Annotated in this window: 17 protein-coding genes; 8 read left to right on the top strand and 9 right to left on the bottom strand. The window is 60.7% G+C overall.

Annotated features, from left to right (window positions below):
- Positions 1-295 precede the first annotated feature (295 nt).
- From AC07RO_RS00830 to rlmF, 5 genes are all read left to right on the top strand, one after another.
- Complete coding sequence (locus AC07RO_RS00830) at positions 296-1,786, top strand: leucyl aminopeptidase (RefSeq protein WP_282369593.1); 1,491 nt, start codon at positions 296-298, stop codon at positions 1,784-1,786.
- Between the two features lie 57 nt (positions 1,787-1,843).
- On the top strand, positions 1,844-2,272 hold the full coding sequence (locus AC07RO_RS00825) for a DNA polymerase III subunit chi (RefSeq protein ID WP_495085063.1): 429 nt from the start codon (positions 1,844-1,846) through the stop codon (positions 2,270-2,272).
- A 7-nt stretch (positions 2,273-2,279) separates the two neighbouring features.
- Positions 2,280-2,726, top strand: a complete 447-nt coding sequence (locus AC07RO_RS00820; RefSeq protein WP_495085062.1) for a DNA polymerase III subunit chi — start codon at positions 2,280-2,282, stop codon at positions 2,724-2,726.
- A 175-nt stretch (positions 2,727-2,901) separates the two neighbouring features.
- The gene (locus AC07RO_RS00815) at positions 2,902-5,748 is read left to right on the top strand and encodes a valine--tRNA ligase (RefSeq protein WP_495085061.1); all 2,847 of its coding nucleotides are present in this window, start codon (positions 2,902-2,904) and stop codon (positions 5,746-5,748) included.
- A gap of 173 nt (positions 5,749-5,921) precedes the next feature.
- Positions 5,922-6,959, top strand: a complete 1,038-nt coding sequence (gene rlmF, locus AC07RO_RS00810; protein ID WP_495085060.1) for a 23S rRNA (adenine(1618)-N(6))-methyltransferase RlmF — start codon at positions 5,922-5,924, stop codon at positions 6,957-6,959.
- Positions 6,960-7,057: 98 nt separating this feature from the next.
- Here the strand turns inward: rlmF and AC07RO_RS00805 are convergent, their stop codons facing one another.
- Positions 7,058-7,339, bottom strand: a complete 282-nt coding sequence (locus tag AC07RO_RS00805) for an HU family DNA-binding protein (protein ID WP_037014905.1) — start codon at positions 7,337-7,339, stop codon at positions 7,058-7,060.
- Between the two features lie 354 nt (positions 7,340-7,693).
- Between AC07RO_RS00805 and yejK the strand changes: the two genes are divergently transcribed.
- Positions 7,694-8,695 carry a nucleoid-associated protein YejK gene (gene yejK, locus AC07RO_RS00800; protein ID WP_074884246.1) on the top strand — a complete coding sequence of 334 codons (1,002 nt, stop codon included), beginning with the start codon at positions 7,694-7,696 and terminating at the stop codon, positions 8,693-8,695.
- Positions 8,696-8,720: 25 nt separating this feature from the next.
- Positions 8,721-9,071 (top strand): glutaredoxin family protein, encoded by a 351-nt coding sequence (locus AC07RO_RS00795; RefSeq protein ID WP_192171819.1) that lies wholly within the window; start codon positions 8,721-8,723, stop codon positions 9,069-9,071.
- 139 nt (positions 9,072-9,210) lie between these two features.
- Here AC07RO_RS00795 and AC07RO_RS00790 read toward each other — a convergent pair whose 3' ends face one another.
- The 8 genes from AC07RO_RS00790 to AC07RO_RS00755 all read right to left on the bottom strand — a co-directional run bounded on the left by AC07RO_RS00790 (position 9,211) and on the right by AC07RO_RS00755 (position 16,849).
- Positions 9,211-10,143 (bottom strand): glutathione S-transferase family protein, encoded by a 933-nt coding sequence (locus AC07RO_RS00790; RefSeq protein ID WP_495085059.1) that lies wholly within the window; start codon positions 10,141-10,143, stop codon positions 9,211-9,213.
- 64 nt (positions 10,144-10,207) lie between these two features.
- The gene (locus AC07RO_RS00785) at positions 10,208-10,534 is read right to left on the bottom strand and encodes a GIY-YIG nuclease family protein (RefSeq protein ID WP_495085058.1); all 327 of its coding nucleotides are present in this window, start codon (positions 10,532-10,534) and stop codon (positions 10,208-10,210) included.
- Between the two features lie 44 nt (positions 10,535-10,578).
- On the bottom strand, positions 10,579-11,064 hold the full coding sequence (locus AC07RO_RS00780; protein WP_495085057.1) for a nuclear transport factor 2 family protein: 486 nt from the start codon (positions 11,062-11,064) through the stop codon (positions 10,579-10,581).
- Positions 11,065-11,155: 91 nt separating this feature from the next.
- The gene (locus AC07RO_RS00775) at positions 11,156-12,463 is read right to left on the bottom strand and encodes a CynX/NimT family MFS transporter (RefSeq protein WP_495085056.1); all 1,308 of its coding nucleotides are present in this window, start codon (positions 12,461-12,463) and stop codon (positions 11,156-11,158) included.
- A 224-nt stretch (positions 12,464-12,687) separates the two neighbouring features.
- Complete coding sequence (locus tag AC07RO_RS00770; RefSeq protein WP_037014923.1) at positions 12,688-13,452, bottom strand: amino acid ABC transporter ATP-binding protein; 765 nt, start codon at positions 13,450-13,452, stop codon at positions 12,688-12,690.
- Between the two features lie 10 nt (positions 13,453-13,462).
- Complete coding sequence (locus AC07RO_RS00765) at positions 13,463-14,560, bottom strand: amino acid ABC transporter permease (RefSeq protein WP_192171824.1); 1,098 nt, start codon at positions 14,558-14,560, stop codon at positions 13,463-13,465.
- A 10-nt stretch (positions 14,561-14,570) separates the two neighbouring features.
- Complete coding sequence (locus AC07RO_RS00760) at positions 14,571-15,752, bottom strand: amino acid ABC transporter permease (protein WP_463583357.1); 1,182 nt, start codon at positions 15,750-15,752, stop codon at positions 14,571-14,573.
- Positions 15,753-15,817: 65 nt separating this feature from the next.
- The gene (locus AC07RO_RS00755; RefSeq protein ID WP_122535855.1) at positions 15,818-16,849 is read right to left on the bottom strand and encodes an amino acid ABC transporter substrate-binding protein; all 1,032 of its coding nucleotides are present in this window, start codon (positions 16,847-16,849) and stop codon (positions 15,818-15,820) included.
- 490 nt (positions 16,850-17,339) lie between these two features.
- On the opposite strand from AC07RO_RS00755, the gene AC07RO_RS00750 reads away from it, so the two are divergent.
- Positions 17,340-17,996: an alpha/beta hydrolase gene (locus tag AC07RO_RS00750; RefSeq protein ID WP_192171827.1), complete on the top strand. Its 657-nt coding sequence runs from the start codon at positions 17,340-17,342 to the stop codon at positions 17,994-17,996.
- Positions 17,997-18,019: the final 23 nt, after the last annotated feature.

The following is an 18,019-nucleotide window of genomic DNA, read 5'->3' as shown; positions in this document are numbered from 1 at the left end:
CCAGGGTTGTCACGCTAAGGCGGCATGACAATGAAATGAATCAGCCATGATGCGCGCGACGGCGTACCACCAAAAAAATATGCGGCATTATCCTGTGATTGGGTGTGTCTGTCACTGCGCGCGCGGGATACTTCTGCAACCGGCACACGCGCGCACCCGGACGGGGTTGTCATCCATTGGCTCGCAGGGTCAAACTGCGGGCCTTGCCGCAGGCATGCCGGTGTAAATACCTCTGCGCCGCTGCCGAGCCGTGTGCTCAAGTGCGATAACTCACAGTTTATTCGGGGACCCCGACATGGAATTGGTTGTTAAAAGCGTCAGTGCAGAAACCTTGAAGACCGCCACGCTGGTGGTCGCCGTCGGTGAAGGCCGCACGCTGAGCGACACCGCGAACACCCTCGACACCCTGAGCGGCGGCGCCATCAGCGCTGTTCTCAAGCGCGGCGACCTGTCGGGCAAGATCGGCCAGAGCCTGTTGCTGCACAGCCTGCCCAACCTGAAAGCCGAACGCGTGTTGCTGGTCGGTTCGGGCAAAGAGCCGGAGCTGAACGATCGCCAATTCCGCAAAATCATCAGCGGCGCGCTCAGCACCCTGAAAAGCCTGGGTGGCGTTGATGCCGCCTTTGCCCTCGATCAACTGAACGTCAAAAATCGCGACGTGTATGGCAAGAATCGCCTGCTGGTCGAATCCCTGGCCGACGGCGAATACGTTTTTGATCGCTTCAAGAGTCAGAAAGTCGATCCCCGCGCCCTGAAAAAAGTCACCCTGCTGACCGCCAAGGCCAACGTCGCCGACGTCGAGCGCGCGGCCAAGCACGCACAGGCCATCGCTGCCGGCATGGCCGTGACCCGCGACCTGGGCAACATGCCACCGAACATCTGCCACCCGACCTACCTGGGCGAGCAAGCCAAGGCGATGGGCAAAGCCAACAAGGGCCTCAAAGTCGAAGTCTTCGATGAGAAAGACATCGAAAAGTTGGGCATGGGTTCGTTCCTGGCGGTCGGTCAAGGCAGCGCTCAGCCGCCACGCCTGATCGTCATGCAGTACTCCAACGGCAAGAAAAGCGAAAAGCCATTCGTGCTGGTGGGCAAGGGCATCACCTTCGACACCGGCGGCATCAGCCTCAAGCCGGGCCTGGGCATGGACGAAATGAAATTCGACATGTGCGGCGCCGCAAGTGTATTCGGCACGTTGAACGCCGTGCTTGAACTGCAACTGCCGATCAACCTGGTGTGCATCGTCGCGGCGGCTGAAAACATGCCGAGCGGCAACGCCACGCGTCCGGGTGACATCGTCAAGACCATGAGCGGCCAGACCGTCGAGATCCTCAATACCGACGCCGAAGGCCGTCTGGTGCTGTGCGATGCGCTGACCTACGCCGAACGCTTCAAGCCACAGGCCGTGATCGACATCGCTACGCTGACCGGCGCTTGCGTCGTTGCGCTGGGCGGTCACACCTCCGGCCTGCTGGGCAACAGCGACGCGTTGATCACTCAGGTGCTGGAAGCCGGCAAACGCGCCGACGACCGTGCCTGGCAGCTGCCGTTGTTCGATGAGTATCAAGAGCAACTGGACAGCCCGTTCGCTGACATCGCCAACATCGGCGGTCCGAAAGCCGGCACCATCACCGCGGCGTGCTTCCTCTCGCGCTTCGCCAAGGCCTATGAGTGGGCGCACCTGGACATCGCCGGCACGGCATGGCTGAGCGGCGGCAAGGACAAAGGCGCCACGGGCCGTCCGGTTCCGCTGCTGACCCAATACCTGATCGACCGCGCTGGCGTTTAAGCCGCTGCAAACGCGTCGGCCTCCCCGGTCGGCGCGTCCAGCGTTCTGGAATCACCCATGACCCAAGTCGATTTCTACATTCTGCCGAGTGCCGACCCCGTCGCGCGCCTGGACTTCGCCTGCAAACTCACCGACAAGGCCTGGCGCCTCGGTCATCGCGTGTACCTGCATTGCAGCGATGCCGGGCAACGCAAGGAACTGGACGCCCGACTGTGGCGCTTCCGGGGCGAAGCGTTCGTTCCCCATGGCGCAGTCGAAGACGATCAGGACGCACCCGTGGCGTTGGGTATCGGCAGCGACCCCGGCCAACATCAGGATCTGCTGGTCAATCTTGACCTGCGCATCCCGGAATTCTTCAAACGATTCGCGCGTGTCGCCGAGATCGTTGTCGAGGATCCCGCCATTCGCCTCGCGGCGCGCGAGAGTTTTCGCTTCTACCGCGAACAGGGCTATCCTCTGCAAGATCACCGGCTGCAGCGTCTTTGAGCACACGATGGATAATTCAAAACACCTGAAAGATTCAGCGCACCTGCTGGATGACCTCGAGTCGATTCGCCAGCTGTTGGGCGATGATCCGGTCCAGCCGCCCCTGCTGACCGAGTCCGTGCACAGCGACGAGCAGATCCCGCTGCTGTTCGACGTGGTCACCGGCCAGGTCGTAACCCTCGATGAGCACGAAGCCGACACCGACGACATTCCCCTGCTCACCCCCGAGCCGTTTGCGGCGACACCTCCCGCGCCAGCTGCCAACGTATCGAGCGCGTCGAGCGCCAAAGCACCGAATGCAGAGACGCTGCTGCACCTGGACGCCGAGCTGCGTGCCGCCGCGCAGTTGATCATGCAAGACGTGATCGACGATTTCGCCCCGCACATCGAGAACGAGATCAAACGCCGCCTTGATGCCCGAATGGAACGGCTGCTGAGTCAATACAACAACTGAAGCTGTCTTCTGCCCCGACCCGGGAACGTGCGCAAGCACAGTCCTACAGATGCCCGCGATGATTCCGGGCATCACCGCTCGTAGCACCCGACCTACCGCTTGTAGCTTGACGCCGCCTTGAAAAGCTATACTCGTCGGCTTTTCCGACTCAAAGCAGATCAGGTTCCCGCCTCGCATGGACAAGACCTACCAGCCGCACGCCATCGAATCTTCCTGGTACCAGACCTGGGAGTCCGAAAACTATTTCGCTCCGCAAGGCGCGGGCGACTCGTACACCATCATGATTCCGCCGCCGAACGTCACCGGCAGCCTCCACATGGGGCACGGTTTCAATAACGCGATCATGGACGCCCTGATCCGCTTCCGACGCATGCAGGGTCGCAACACCCTGTGGCAGCCAGGCACCGACCACGCCGGTATCGCCACGCAGATGCTGGTGGAGCGCCAACTCGAAGCCTTGGGTCAGAGCCGTCACGATCTGGGTCGCGACAATTTTCTCGAAAAAGTCTGGGAATGGAAGGATCAGTCCGGTGGCAACATCAGCCGCCAGATCCGTCGCCTGGGCTCGTCGGTCGACTGGAGCCGTGAGCGCTTCACGATGGACGACGGTTTGTCCGAAGCGGTTAAAGAGGCGTTCGTGCGACTGCATGAAGACGGCCTGATTTACCGTGGCAAACGTCTGGTCAACTGGGACACCAAGCTGCACACCGCGATCTCCGACCTCGAAGTGGAAAACCACGACGAGAAGGGGCATCTGTGGAACCTGCGCTACCCACTGGCCGATGGCGCGAAGACCGCTGAAGGTCTGGACTATCTGATCGTCGCCACGACCCGTCCGGAAACCATGCTCGGCGACGCCGCCGTCGCTGTGAACCCGAACGACGATCGCTACAGGGCGCTGATCGGCAAGTTCGTCGAGCTGCCGCTGGTAGGTCGTCGCATCCCGATCATCGCGGACGACTACTGCGACCCTGAATTCGGCACCGGCTGCGTGAAGATCACCCCGGCCCACGACTTCAACGACTACGACGTCGGCAAGCGCCACAACCTGCCGCTGCTGAACATCTTCGACAAGAACGCTGCCGTGCTGCCCGCTGCCCAGGTGTTCAACCTCGACGGTACGCTGAACAACACTGTCGACGGCACCCTCCCCGCCGAATACGCCGGCCTTGACCGCTTCGAGGCGCGCAAGCAGATCGTGGCTGCGTTCGACGCCGCCGGGCTGCTGGTCAGCGTCGACGACCACGGTTTGAAGGTACCGAAGGGCGACCGCTCCGGGACCATCATCGAGCCGTGGCTGACGGATCAGTGGTACGTGTCGACCAAGCCGCTGGCTGAACCGGCCATCGCCGCCGTCGAAGACGGCCGCATCGCCTTCGTGCCCAAGCAGTACGAGAACATGTACTTCTCCTGGATGCGTGACATTCAGGACTGGTGCATCAGCCGCCAACTCTGGTGGGGCCACCGCATTCCGGCCTGGTACGACGAGTCCGGCAAGGTTTACGTCGGCCGCGACGAGGCCGAAGTCCGCGCCAAGCACAAACTCGGTCCTGACGTTGCCCTGCAGCAGGACAACGACGTGCTCGACACCTGGTTCAGTTCCGGTCTGTGGACGTTCTCCACCCTGGGCTGGCCGGAGCAGACCGACTTCCTGAAAACCTTCCACCCGACCGACGTGCTGGTTACCGGTTTCGACATCATTTTCTTCTGGGTTGCCCGGATGATCATGCTCACCATGCATCTGGTGAAGAACGAAGACGGTACGGCGCAGGTGCCGTTCAAGACCGTTTATGTCCACGGCCTTGTGCGTGATGGTCAGGGCCAGAAGATGTCCAAGTCCAAGGGCAACGTCCTTGATCCGCTGGATATCATCGACGGCATCGAGCTTGAAGCCCTGGTGCAGAAACGCACCTCCGGCATGATGCAGCCCAAGCTGGCCAAGAAGATCGAGAAGCAGACTCGCGACGAATTCGCCGACGGCATCGCCAGCTACGGCACCGATGCCCTGCGTTTCACCTTCTGCTCGCTGGCGTCCACTGGCCGTGACATCAAGTTCGACATGGGTCGCGTCGAAGGCTATCGCAACTTCTGCAACAAGATCTGGAACGCCGCGCGGTACGTGCTCGACAAGGGCGAAGACTGCGGTCAGAACGGCGAAGCGTTCGAGCTCTCGCTGCCGGATCGCTGGATCATCTCGCAGCTGCAACGCACTGAAGCCGAAGTGACCCGTCAGCTGGATCAATTCCGTTTCGACCTCGCGGCCCAGGCGCTGTACGAGTTCATCTGGAACCAGTACTGCGACTGGTATCTGGAGCTGTCCAAGCCGGTTCTGTGGGACGAGACGGCGCCGATCGAGCGTCAGCGTGGCACTCGTCGCACGCTGGTGCGCGTGCTGGAAGTCGCACTGCGTCTGGCCCATCCGTTCATGCCCTTCATCACCGAAGAAATCTGGCAGCGACTTGCGCCGCTGGCCGGCATCGAAGGCAAGACCATCATGCTGCAACCGTGGCCGGTGGCGAACGATGCGCGCATCGACGTCGCGGCCGAAGGCGACATCGAATGGCTCAAAAGCCTGATGCTCGGCGTGCGCAACATCCGTGGCGAAATGAACATCGGCCCGGGCAAGCCGCTGCAGTTGTTCCTCAAAAACGTCAGCGCCGAAGACCAGCGCCGCCTGAACGAGAACGAGCACCTGCTGAAGAAGCTGGCCAAGCTTGAATCGTTCACCGTGCTGGAAGCCGGCGCCGAAGCACCGCTGTCCGCGACCGCGCTGGTCGGTGAGATGGAAGTGCTGGTGCCGATGGCCGGCCTGATCGACAAGGACGCCGAACTGGCGCGTCTGGACAAGGAAATCCAGCGTCTGCAGGGCGAAGTGCAGCGGGTTGGCGGCAAGCTGTCCAATGCCGCGTTCGTCGACAAGGCGCCGCCTGAGGTGATCGCCAAGGAACGCGCGAAGATGGCAGAAGCCGAGCAGGCGCTGGGCAAACTGGCCGAGCAGCACGCCCGCATCGCGAGTTTGTAACCCGACCAAATCAGCCGGCCTGAATCGCAGGCCGGTTGACGACCATGACCCCTGTAAGCGTGAGCGTGCTCGCGATAGCGGTAAGTCAGCAACCTAACCGTTGACTGACACACGGTTATCGCGAGCAAGCTCACGTCTACAGGGGTTGTGCTTTCACGAGAATCGCATCACCGATGACCAGCCCCGACGCCCCCAAGCCCCAACGCAACACCCCACGCAAGAAAGCCAAACCTGCTCAACAGGCCAAGCCTGCCGCGCCGCGTGAGAAAGCCACCCTGCACCCGCGCAACCGCCATCAGGGCCATTACGACTTTCCGCGCCTGATCAAAAGCAGCCCAGAACTGGGCAAGTTCGTGATCCTCAATCCCTATGGAAAGGAAAGCATCGACTTCGCCAATCCGGCCGCGGTGCGGGTGTTCAACCGCGCCTTGCTCAAAGCGTTCTACGGCATCGCCCATTGGGATATTCCGGCGGACTACCTCTGCCCGCCAATCCCGGGGCGTGCGGACTACCTGCACTTTCTGGCCGACCTGCTGGCAGAGCGCAACGACGGCGTCATCCCGCGCGGCGCGTCTGTCACAGCGCTGGACATCGGCACCGGCGCCAACTGCATCTATCCGCTGATCGGTCAGGGCGAATACGGCTGGTCGTTCATGGGCTCGGACATCGACAAGATCGCCCTGGCCTCGGCGACGACCATCGTCAAAGCCAACGGCTTGAGCAAGAGCATCAGCTTCCGGGAGCAGACCAACCCTAAACACATCCTGACCCACCTGCTGCAGCCCGATGAGCGCTTCGACATCAGCGTATGTAACCCGCCCTTCCACGCCTCGGCTGAGGAAGCGTTAAGCGGCAGCCAGCGTAAATGGCGCGCCCTGGGCAAGGCCGACCCCAAGCGCAAGCTGCCGGTACTGAATTTCGGCGGCCAGGCTGCGGAGCTGTGGTGCGAAGGTGGCGAGGCGCGCTTTGTGACGCAGTTGATCAGTGAAAGCGCTCAGGTCGGGCAGCAGGTGCTGTGGTTCAGCACGCTGGTGTCCAAGGCTTCGAACCTGCCGCTGATTCAAAGCGCGCTGAAAAAAGCCGGTGCCGTTGAAAGTCAGACGGTGGAGATGGGCCAGGGTCAGAAACAGAGCCGCTTCGTTGCCTGGACCTTCCAGGACAAGACGCAGCAAGCCGCCTGGAAGGCGGCACGTTGGGTTTCACCGCGCTAGGACGCCGGCGACCGAAGCGATAACCGAATCGCAGGCACAAAAAAACCGTGTCCGGATCGCTCCGTCACACGGTTTCCTCAACCAAGCAGCGTTTTCGCTTACTTGTTGACCGAGTCAGTCAGCACTTTGGCTGGTACGAACTTGACGACTTTCTTGGCAGCGATTTCGATGGCTGCGCCAGTCGAAGGGTTGCGGCCGGTGCGTGCTGGACGCTCGGTGACTTTCAGTTTGCCGATGCCTGGCAGAGTGATTTCACTACCGTTTTCCAGTTGGTCAGCGACGATTTGACCCAATTGGTCGAGAGCGTTGCGCGCGGTGGTTTTAGGCGCGTCGATAGCTTCTGCGATATCGGCGATCAATTGGTCTTTAGTCAGAGCCATGGTGGTGTTCCTTCCCTATCAAATTCGAATGGTTTGCAGAGTGTGGTACAGACGCGAAATGTAGATACTGTAAACGGCCTTTGGTTCGGCCGAACGCCCACAAACTGCACGCCTGGCGCGCTTGGGCGCTCAGGACCGGGCAAAACTAGCACAGCGCAACGCAAATATCCGCCCCTACCTACCCATTTGGTCAGCTTTATCGCCCATGAGGCGTAAAAAAGTCATATTAATGGACCGAGGTCAGCGTTTTCGGCCCTTCCAGAGCGTTCCGCCCCCCGTCTGCGGTACACTTGCCGACTTTCGCACGGGCCTGGTCTGGTCCCGTTCAGTTACCCTTCAGCAGCCGAGAAATCCATGCCGATCCGTCACGCCATCGTCCACCTGATCGACAAAAAACCTGACGGCACGCCCGCCGTGCTCCACGCCCGGGACTCGGAACTCGCCGAATCCCAAGCCATCGAGAACATGCTGGCAGACCTCAACGAGAGCTATAACGCCAAACAAGGCAAAGCGTGGGGGCTGTTTCATGCCGAGTCCGGCGCGCACCCGTTCAGTGGCTGGCTGAAGGAATACCTGGATCAGGGCAAGGATTTCACCCAGTTCAGCCGCATCGCGGTCGAGCATCTGCAGAAGCTGATGGAAGAGTCGAACCTGTCGGTCGGTGGCCACGTGCTGTTTGCGCACTACCAGCAGGGCATGACCGAATACCTGGCGATCGCGCTGCTGCACCACAGTGAAGGCGTGGCGGTGAACGAAGCGCTGGACGTGACGCCCTCCCGGCATCTGGATCTGGGTCAGCTGCACCTTGCAGCCCGGATCAACATTTCCGAGTGGCAGAACAACAAGGCGTCCAAGCAGTACATCTCATTCATCAAGGGCAAGAACGGCAAGAAGGTTTCCGAGTACTTCCGCGACTTCATCGGCTGCCAGGAAGGCGTCGACGGACCGGGCGAGACCCGCACCCTGCTCAAGGCATTCAGTGATTTCGTCGAGAGCGAAGACCTGCCAGAAGAATCGACCCGCGAGAAGACCAAGGCGCTGGTCGACTACGCCAGCAGCCAGAGCAAAATGGGCGAGCCCATCGCTCTGGAAGAGCTGTCCGGCCTGATCGACGAGGACCGCCCGCGGGCCTTCTACGATCACATCCGCAACAAGGATTACGGCCTGTCGCCCGAGATTCCTGCGGATAAGCGCACGCTGAGTCAGTTCCGTCGGTTCACTGGCCGTGCCGAAGGCCTGTCGATCAGCTTTGAAGCGCACCTGCTGGGCGACAAGATCGAGTACGACGAAGAGAAAGGCACGCTGATCATCAAGGGACTGCCGACCCAGCTGACCGATCAGCTTAAACGCCGCTAAACGTTGCCGAGGAGCCGAGACCCGAATGTTCGTTCGTACCCTGAAGAAGTTCTTGCTCATCATGCTGGTGGTGGTCGTGTACCAGAACTGGGGCAAGATCGAAAATCTGGTTCACCCCTCCTCAGCTTTATCGGAGCACGCGCAGGCCAACGCCAAGGTGACGTTGTACGCCACCGACTGGTGCGGCTACTGCAAACAGACACGGCGTTTTCTCGACAGCCAGGGCATTCGCTACACCGAGTTCGATATCGAAAAAGACGCTGCAGGCCGCAAGGCCTATGAAGCGCTCGGCGGTCGCGGCATTCCTCTGATCGACGTAAACGGCACGCTGATCAGAGGCTTCAGCGAAGAGCAAATTCTCGCTGCACTCAAGTAGCATCGGGTAACAACTGTCACAACTGACAGTCACGACAACTTCGCGCCATCAGCCACATCAATCCGCAATTAAAACAAAGCGATTATCAGGCATCGCGATAAGCCCGGCATTGCACCGGGCTTATTTGCGCATGAGGTGTTTAAACAGCCTTGATTTGAAAACCGAAGCGCGGGAAGTGCACATGCACGGTGCCGGCGCGGTCGTCTTCGCGGCGCAGGATAATCTCTTCACGGCCGCTGAATACCAACTCTCCCGCCACGGCGTTAACGCCGTAATCCACGGCAGACACGGTGACCTGCTGACCGACAGTAAAACCATTGGGATCGGTGAAATCTTCATCGGGCACCGGCGCCGGGGTAGCCGCACGCGCGATTTCAACCGCGTCGCCCGAACTCAATTCACTTGGTGCGCCATGACCGAATGCAATAACGCGCTCGTACCAGCTCAACACCGCCGGATAGGCATCGACCAACGGGGACGTGACAGGGGTTTGTTTGAGGAACCACAGGGTATGAGCCACCGAGAAATCAGCGATCGAGGGAACACCCAGGAGGAAATCACCGTTGCGCTCAAGCTGGGTTTCCAGACGCGCCATCAGCGTCGGCCATTGATGCTGCGCCACTTCCAGTGGCACACGATTGGCGCTGCCGCCCTCGAAGAACGTGGCGCGGTCGGCAACGAATGCCTTGACAGCCTCAGGCGGAACCTTGGCGAACCGCACAGCGAGGGAGGCCGGTTGAAACACCAGGCTGACCGCGTGCAGGAACAGCACCGAATCCGCCCACGCCGCGAGGCCCGCCGCCGTGAACTCCTGGCCTTCGGGATAGAACGTGGGTGACGATTTTTCCTGCTCCAGGCGCCGTGCGATCAGCGCGGTGTCGCAATAAATATCGGCGCCTGCTTGCAGGACGGGGGTTTTACGATAGCCGCCGGTAAGGGGCATGAGGTCGGGCTTGGGCATGATCGACGGGATGTTGACCGAGCGCCATGACAGGCCTTTGAAGCCCAGCATCAGACGGGCTTTTTCGGCGAACAGGGACGTTGGATAGTGGTGAAGAATCAACTCAGACATGCTTCGGGCCATCCGCAGGGAGAAACCACCAGCTTATCCCCCCGAAGCCCCACGGCATACCCGCTCAGGGTGATGGCGCGGCATCACTCGGGTGGATGTAGCCGGCGGCCAGGCACTCCTTGGCGCTTTTGCGCAGCTTTTTGATCAACCGCTCCTGCCGCAATGCGTCGCCTTTGTCGCGGCAGGCCTCCACATACACCAGCGCCATCGCCGGGCTCGAGCTGAAGAAGCGCGCACCTTTACCGCTTTGGTGCTGGGCGAATCGGCGCTGCGGGTCATTGCTGATGCCGCAGTACAACGAACCGTTGGCCGCGCGCACCAAGTACACGAACCAGGATTTGACCGGCACGGCTTCGGGCACAGGTGCGGTGGCGATTTCGGCTTCAGACATGCGGGACCGTGGACCAGTAGCGAGGGGACGGATTCTATCAAGCGTCAGCGACTGGCCTGAAAAGCCTTCAGCCCTTTCTGGCCCTGCGCACGGATGGCGTTTTGCACAAGCGGCGTCCAGCCCAGTAATACGCCCTTTGTGCCGAGGGCCTGACGCGACCAGCGCCACAGATCGAACTGATCGTGGTGTTCGCAGATCTTGCCGTCGCGAAAAACAAACCGCGCCTGAATGTCGTTGACCACCGTGCGACCGGTCTGGCTGAACAGGTAGGTCGCGACCCAGTGTGCAGCGCCGGTCGTGGCATCGGCACGGACGTGGTCGAACACCACCGAGAAGTCACGGGCGCGGGAGGTCAGCATGCGCCACATATCGCCAGCATCACGCCCGCGCAACTGGCCAAACACCGGGTCGGAAAACACCACGTCTTCGCTGTAGCACGCGGCCATCGCCTCGGCGTCCAGACGGTTGAACGCCTCGTAGAAGCGCGTGATCAGCGCGCTGTTGTGTTCGCTGGTAAAGGTCTCGCTCATGGGAACGCCGTCCATGGAAATAGGATGCCTGCACGATAAGCGGCCGCACCGTGGTTTGCACGGGCATTTGCAGGGAAAAAAATGTCAGCCCTTAGATTTTCTCGCTCGTTACACCCACGTAAAGCGCGCGCCCGGCGCCGAGACCGGCGATGATCGCGGCGACGCCGATGATGCCGAAGATCCAGCCAACCGAGTCCCAGTTGCCGGTCCAGTCATGCACGACGCCGACCGCGAAAGGCCCAAGCGACGCCAGGGTGTAGCCGAAGCCCTGGGCCATGCTCGACAGGTTCGCGGCGACGTGGGAGTCCCGCGAGCGCAACACGATCAGGGTCAGTGCCAGGCTGAACGTGCCGCCCTGCCCCAGCCCAAGCACGATGGCCCAGGCCCACAATTGCTCAAGCGGTGCATACAGGCAGCCGAACAGCCCCGCCAGTGTGAGCAGCATCACCAGCACAATCGCAATCCGCTGGTCCTTGCCGCGAGTGGCCAGCCATGGCGCGGTCAGCGAGCTGACCAGTTGCACCATGATCGAACCGGACAACAGCAGGCCGGCGTCAACGGCAGTCAGTCCTCGCCCGATGAGGATCGACGGCAGCCAGCCGAACACGATGTAGGCCAGTGACGATTGCAGGCCCATATAAAGGGTGACTTGCCAGGCCAGAGGATCCCGGCGCAAACCGCGCACCCGATAAGCCACCTGATGCTGGCCATGACGTTGACGCGTCTGCGGCCACCAGAAGATCGCGGCGAGAATCGCCGGGACGATCCAGAAGCCGAGGCCAAGCGTCCAGTCGCTGCCGTTGCCGCTACCCAGCGCTTCGCTCAACGGCACCGTTGAGCCCGCCGCAACGGCAGCACCCAGGCACAGCGCCATGGTGTAAACGCCCGTCATGGCGCCGGCCTGTTTCGCGAAATCGCGTTTGACGATGCCGGGCAGCAGCACCCCGATGATGCCGATGCTCGCACCGGCCATGATGCTGCCAGCAAACAGACCGAACTCGCCGAACGAGCTGCGCAGAATGATGCCGCAGGTCAGCGTCAGAAGAATGCCCAGCACCACGCGCTCACTGCCGAAACGCCGCGCGAGGATCGGCGCAAGCGGCGCGAACAAACCCAGACACAACACCGGTAACGTGGTCAGCAAGCCGGCCGTGGCCGCCGAAAGTCCCAGGCTTCGCGACACCTCACTCAACAACGGCGCCATGCTCGACAACGCCGGACGCAGGTTCAGCGCCACCAGCACCAGGCCCAACAACAGGAACCATGGGCGCTTGAGCACAGGATGTTGCTGCTGAACTTGCTCGTCATCCGCTTCCGCGTCGATCAGCAGCTTGTCAATTTCATGGGGAGTCGAAGCATTGGAACGGGAACTGCTCGCCGTCGGCGCCTTGGTCGTCATGGGATTCTCGTGGGGGCAGGAGGATGTAACAGCGCATTGCGCAAAGGAGTAATCCTGTTGGAGATCGGCAGAGAACACAAGTTTTACGAGGATTGGGTACAGTTTTGCGGTGGAGTACGTGTCCACTCCTCATTTGATGACGTCCGTCTTCGCGAGCAAGCTCGCTCCCACAAAGAAAAAACCCGGGCACTGGGCCCGGGTTTCTGTGGTGCGTTGCTCCTGACTCAGTGCAGGATCTGGCTGAGGAACAGCCGAGTACGGTCGCTTTGCGGATTATCGAAGAAGTCGTTCGGCGCGGCTTGTTCGACGATCTCGCCCTTGTCCATGAAGATCACGCGGTTGGCCACGGTGCGGGCAAAGCCCATTTCGTGGGTCACGCAGAGCATGGTCATGCCTTCTTCCGCCAGGCCGACCATGGTGTCGAGCACCTCTTTCACCATTTCCGGATCGAGGGCCGAGGTCGGCTCGTCGAACAGCATGATCTTCGGCTTCATGCACAGCGCGCGGGCAATCGCCACACGCTGTTGCTGACCACCGGACAGCTGGCCCGGATACTTGTGCGCCTGCTCCGGAATGCGCACGCGCTCCAGATAGTGCATGGCGATTTCTTCGGCCTTGCGCTTGGGCATCTTGCGCACCCACATCGGAGCCAGCGTGCAGTTCTGCAGGATGGTCAGGTGCGGGAACAGGTTGAAGTGCTGGAACACCATGCCGACTTCGCGACGAATCGTCTCGATCTGCTTCAGGTCCGACGTCAGTTCGGTGCCATCGACCACGATGCGACCCTGCTGGTGTTCTTCCAGACGGTTGAGGCAGCGAATGGTGGTCGACTTGCCCGAACCCGACGGGCCGCACAAGACGATGCGCTCGCCCTGACGCACGTTCAGGTTGATGTCTTTCAACACGTGGAACTGGCCGTACCACTTGTGTACGCCTTCCATCCGGATCATGCCTTCGGCGCCCAGAGGCTTACTGATAGCTTCACTCATCACAAAACTCCTAACGCTTGTGGCCTGTGTCCAACTTACGCTCCAAGTGCATGGAGTAGCGGGACATGCCGAAACAGAAGATCCAGAACACCAGGGCCGCGAACACGTAACCCTCGGTCGCCATGCCGAGCCACTTGGGGTCGGCGGCAGCTTGTTTGACGCTGTTGAGCAGGTCGAACAGGCCGATGATGATCACCAGACTGGTGTCCTTGAACAACGCGATCACGGTGTTGACCAGACCGGGAATGACCAGCTTCAGGGCCTGCGGCAGAATCACCAGCCCCATGCGCCGCCAGTAGCCGAGGCCCATGGCCGCAGCCGCTTCGTACTGACCTTTCGGAATGGCCTGCATGCCGCCCCGAACCACCTCGGCCACATACGCCGACTGGAACAGAATCACGCCGATCAGTGCGCGCAGCAGTTTGTCGAAGTTCATGCCTTCAGGCAGGAACAACGGCAGCATTACTGACGACATGAACAGCACGGTGATTAACGGAACGCCCCGCCAGAACTCGATGAACGTCACGCACATCACGCGGATGGCCGGCATTTCGGAGCGACGCCCCAAAGCCAGCACTACACCCAGTGGCAACGCGCCGGCGATACCCACCGTGGCGATCACCAGGGTCAACATCAGGCCGCCCCACTGACTGGTCGCAACGAGGTCGAGGCCGAACACACCGCCGTGCAGCAGGAAGTACGCAACGATCGGGTAGATAAACAGGAACGACAGGCCGTAGATCGCCTTGCGCGGCATCACTTTGATGAACAGCGGCGCGACGCCGATGATCGCCAGCCAGACGGTCAGATCAACCCTCCAGCGCAGTGCCTGCGGGTAGTAGCCGTACATGAACTGGCCGAAGCGCTGTTCGATGAACACCCAGCAGGCGCCTGCCTTGGTGCAGTCTTCGCGCGTGGTACCGACCCAGTTGGCATCGAAGATGGCCCAACTCAGCAGCGGTGGAACAACCAACCAGATCAAGTAGATCGCGAACAGGGTCAACAGCGTGTTGATCCAGCTCGAGAACAGGTTCTGGCGCATCCATGCCACCGGGCCGAAGACTTTGCTCGGCGGTGGCATGTCGGGTTTGAAAGTATGGGATGTCATGCGCGTTTCCTCACCGCTCGATCAGCGCAATGCGCTTGTTGTACCAGTTCATCAGCAGGGAAATGCTGATACTGATCGCCAGGTACACGCTCATGGTGATGGCAATGACTTCGATGGCCTGACCGGTCTGGTTGAGCACGGTACCGGCGAACAGCGAAACCATTTCCGGGTAACCGATACCGGCGGCCAGCGACGAGTTCTTCGCCAGGTTCAGGTATTGGCTGGTCAATGGCGGGATGATCACCCGCAGCGCCTGCGGAATGATGACCTTGCGCAGCGTCGGCCCTGGACGCAGGCCCAGAGAACGCGCCGCTTCGGTCTGGCCGTGGCTCACCGACTTGATGCCCGAACGCACGATTTCGGCGATGAATGCCGCCGTGTAGACCGTCAGGGCGAGGGTCAGGGCCAGCAGTTCAGGGATCAATACCCAGCCGCCAACGAAGTTGAAGCCTTTGAGCTCGGGCACTTCCCAATGCACCGGCGCACCGAAGATCAACGCGCAGAGCGCCGGGATCACGATGAACAGCGCAAGGCCTGCCCAGAACTTGTGGAACGGTACGCCCGTGGCTTCGAAGCGCTTGTTCGCCCAGCGCGCCATGAGCACGATGGCGACAATGGCCAGCACCACGCTGATCACGAACGGCCACGCCCCATCGGTGGCAATCGCGGCCGGCATGTTCAGGCCACGGCTGCTGACGAAGAACGAGCCGAGAAACCCGTGGGCAGCCCGCGGCCCCGGCAGGGTCAGGAACACGGCGAAGTACCAGAACAGGATCTGCAGCAGCGGCGGAATGTTACGGAAGACTTCAACGTAAACCGTCGCCAGCTTGTTGATGATCCAGTTGTTGGACAGGCGCGCGACGCCGACGATGAAGCCCAGCAGGGTCGCGAGGATCACGCCGATGAACGTCACCAGCAGCGTGTTGAGCAAACCGATCAGGAAAACCCGCGCGTAGGTGTCCGACTCCGTGAACGGAATCAGGTGCTGCGCGATGCCGAAGCCGGCACTGTTTTCAAGGAAACCGAAACCTGAGGTGATACCCCGGTGTTGCAAGTTGGTCTGGGTGTTATCGAACAGATACCAACCCATCGCGACTACGGCGACAACCGTAATTATCTGAAATAGCCACGCACGCACTTTAGGGTCGCTGAGGCTGAGCCTCTGCTTGGGTGCGCTGATTTGATTTTGCATGGAGTGCCCCGGAAGAAATGCAACAAAGCGCCCGGCTGCGATTCACGCAGCCGGGTGCAGGTCAATCAACGCACTGGTGGTGCGTATTGAATGCCGCCAGCGTTCCACAGAGCGTTCTGACCGCGAGCGATCTCCAGAGGAGTGGCTGCGCCCAGGTTCTTCTCGAAGATTTCGCCGTAGTTACCGACTTGCTTGACGATCTGCACGACCCAGTCTTTCTTCAGCTTGAGCTGCGGACCGTAATCGCCATCGGCACCCAGCAAGCGGGCTACGTCCGGGTTCTTGGTGGATTTGGCTTCGGCTTCAACGTTTTTCGACGTCACGCCTGCTTCTTCCGCGTTCAGCAGCGCGTAGCCCACCCAGCGAACGATGGTGCTGAAGTCTTCATCGCCACGTGCGACAACAGGACCCAGCGGTTCTTTGGAGATGGTTTCAGGCAGAACGACGTAGTCCTTCGGCGAGGCCAGCTTGGAGCGCTGTGCGTAGAGCTGGGATTTGTCGGAGGTCAGTACGTCGCAACGACCGGATTCCAGCGACTTGGCGCTTTCGTCGGAGGTGTCGAACGTGATCGGGGTGTACTTGAGGTTGTTGGCGCGGAAGTAGTCCGACACGTTCAGCTCAGTGGTGGTACCGGCCTGAATACAGATGGTCGCGCCGTCCAGTTCCTTGGCACTTTTCACGCCCAGCTTGCTGTTGGCCAGGAAGCCAACGCCGTCGTAATAGGTCACGAAGCCCGGGAAGACCAGGCCCATGCTCGCGTCACGGGAGCTGGTCCAGGTGGTGTTACGCGACAGGATGTCGATTTCGCCGGACTGCAGCGCAGTGAAACGCTCTTTGGCGTTCAGCTGGCTGAACTTGACCTTGGTCGCGTCGCCAAACACCGCGGCAGCAACAGCGCGGCAGAAGTCGGCGTCGATGCCCTGGATCTTGCCGCTTGCATCTGGAACCGAGAAGCCTGGCAGACCGTCACTGACGCCGCACTGAATAAAGCCCTTCTTCTGAATGGCGTCCAGCTTGGCACCCGCTTGAGCGAACCCGGTCAGACCGAGCGCTGCAGCGGCGGCCACTACAGCCAGGGTGGATTTCAACATCTTCATTCAAACCTCCAGTTTGCTCTTTGTTGTGTGGGAGCCTTAGCCCCGTCGCACCCTTGTGAGGCATTCATGACCCGTGCTGGCTTGTTTTTGGGTCATGCGACGTTGAACCCGTTTACCGCCACCGACGCCAGGCATCTGGTCATCGCGTGTTCAGCATGTTGCGAGTCCAGCAGACTGAAGCCCCATGATGTCCTTGAACCCCGAGGTTCAAAGCGAATCGTGCCGGGAATCCTGCTCGATGATTCCATGCTGCCTCTGACGCAACACACGGCTGCCTGCTTGATAGCCTATTAGTGTTACCGCCCGAGGTGAGCGCCTTCACTCCGCGGGTTGTGTAGCAAAGCCCGTACCACCATGCTGGCAATGTCGAATTAGCGACAGGTCAAGATCAAAACTTGTAACCTTGCGACATCTTTCATTCACCCGCACACGAGCTGACGCACCGCCTTAAAGCGCTGTGCCAGAGGTGCCGCACACTAATGGAGCACACATGACTGAACCGCTGATCATCGAGCCGGAATTGGCAGTCGACGCCTGCGTCATCTGGCTGCACGGCCTGGGGGCTGATCGCTACGATTTCCTGCCGGTGGCCGAGATGCTGCAGAAGACCCTGAAGACCACGCGGTTCATTCTGCCGCAGGCGCCGACCCGGGCCGTCACCATCAACGGCGGCTACGCGATGCCCAGCTGGTACGACATCAAGGCCATGAGCCCGGCCCGCGCCATCGACAGCGGCGAGCTGGAAGGCTCGGCGCAAGACGTCATCAAGCTGATCGAACAGCAACGGGACAGCGGCATAGACCCGGCCCGAATCTTCCTGGCAGGGTTTTCCCAGGGCGGCGCCGTGGTGTTGCACACCGCCTTCCTGCGCTGGGAAGGCCCCCTCGGCGGCGTACTTGCGCTGTCCACGTACGCACCGACTTTCAGCGACGAAATGAGCCTGTCCGCCAGCCAGCAACGCATCCCGGCCTATTGCTTGCACGGCAGCAATGACCCGGTGGTTCTGCATGCCATGGGGCGAGCGGCTTACGAGCATTTGAAGGCTCAGGGCGTCACCGTGACATGGCAGGAATACCCAATGGAGCACGAAGTGTTACCGCAGGAAATTTCCGACATAGGTGTCTGGCTCGCGGATAAGCTTCGCTAGTCCACTCATTTGATCCTTCCAAT

It is taken from the genome of Pseudomonas sp. GW821-FHT07F05 (genome assembly GCF_059418765.1).
Note: the sequence above shows the minus strand (reverse complement) of the source record. Positions and strands in the feature narration are given on the sequence as shown.